2 protein-coding genes and 1 pseudogene are annotated in these 1,234 nt (G+C 63.0%); 2 read left to right on the top strand and 1 reads right to left on the bottom strand.

Annotated features, from left to right (window positions below):
* Positions 1–218: pseudogene (locus FS320_RS47435) on the top strand (hypothetical protein); the annotation flags it as partial.
* Positions 219–330: 112 nt separating this feature from the next.
* On the opposite strand, the gene FS320_RS49485 reads toward FS320_RS47435, so the two are convergent.
* Complete coding sequence (locus FS320_RS49485) at positions 331–672, bottom strand: hypothetical protein (protein ID WP_244627773.1); 342 nt, start codon at positions 670–672, stop codon at positions 331–333.
* Here FS320_RS49485 and FS320_RS49480 point away from each other — a divergent pair.
* Positions 562–792 carry a DUF2867 domain-containing protein gene (locus FS320_RS49480; protein WP_338105713.1) on the top strand — a complete coding sequence of 77 codons (231 nt, stop codon included), beginning with the start codon at positions 562–564 and terminating at the stop codon, positions 790–792. The genes FS320_RS49485 and FS320_RS49480 overlap by 111 nt on opposite strands.
* Positions 793–1,234 lie beyond the last annotated feature (442 nt).

Raw genomic sequence — 1,234 nt, 5'->3', positions numbered from 1 at the left:
CGCCATCGGGGGGAGAGACGCCCGTCAGACGCGCCGCGGGGCTGTTGCCGCTCACCGTGCCGGAAGTGCGCCGTCTGCTCTGGCATCTGGTGTGGGAGCGGCCGCCTTCGGTTGAGGCCGTCGAGCACTGGTCGGTGTGGCGCCGGCGCCATCAGCAGCGGGCGCGCGAATGCCACTGGCGCAAACGCACCCGACGCCGACGCAAGGCCCGGCTGTAGTACTAGAGTGCCCGACGGGCTTCCCTCGCAACCCGGAGGATCAAAAATCAATCGACGCGGCGCTCCGCCGATTGCCGGCGATACTTCTCTTCTGATGCGGCTTCACCGATGCCTACTCCATCCAGGTCGCCGAACCCTTGGACGCCCTTGAGGCGGCGCGGCGGATGGTCGGGCGGCGGCTGCGGTGGGTGGGGCCTCCTCGTGCTGCGCAACTTCGCCATCGCTCCATTCGGCTCAAGCGCGGCGCATCGGCGGTGTCGGAGCGGATCGGGATCTTCCCAGTCGTGAGCGCCTCGCCGGACCAGGTGGTGATGGGTTCGACGACGCCCACCTCGATTTCCGGGTGGTCGAGGTCGCACCGGAGAGGAGGCGGCAGCGGGTCACCGCCACAACCTTCGTGCACACTAGGAACCGTCTCGGGCGGCTGTACCTTACTGCGGTGAAGCCGTTCCACCGGGTGATCGTCCCGGCGATGCCGCGCAGGTGGGGCGCAAGTGAGGCGAGGGGCCTCGCTCCAGGGCATTTTCGCCGCTGCAGGCCGTCTCAGAGGCGGTTTGTACACTTACGCAAGTGATGAGAAAACGATCGTTTGAAGACGTCTTTCAAGCCGTTTTGTTAACCAGTAGGGGAGGGAAGGGCTTCCCGAGAATCTCCGAAAGTGCTTTGAAAACAAGGGCTTTAGCGAATTGGCTCACGGTGGAGGGTAGGCATAGGTGCCCGCGATCAGATCCCCCAATGAGGCAGCTCGCGATGCCATCCAGCAAAACAGCGCGCATCCGCCCAACAGACCGTAGCTATTTTCGGTTTATCTCCTGTTGTTGAACTCTTGGTGTTCTAACTCAATAGCTTAGCTTATGCGCTGAAGCGTAAGCATTTGCATGTTCTGACCGTCATCGGGGCAGTTTGGGGGACGGTGGGCCTTAGGCTGACCGGATGACGAGGTCGGCAAGGGGCGGAATTCTCGGCTGATCCCCATTCAGGCCGAGCCGGTCGCCAAGATAGTCGAAGAACGACAG

It is taken from the genome of Microvirga tunisiensis, from assembly GCF_009296175.1.
Lineage (GTDB): Bacteria > Pseudomonadota > Alphaproteobacteria > Rhizobiales > Beijerinckiaceae > Microvirga > Microvirga tunisiensis.
This window is presented reverse-complemented; position numbering and strand designations above follow the sequence as displayed.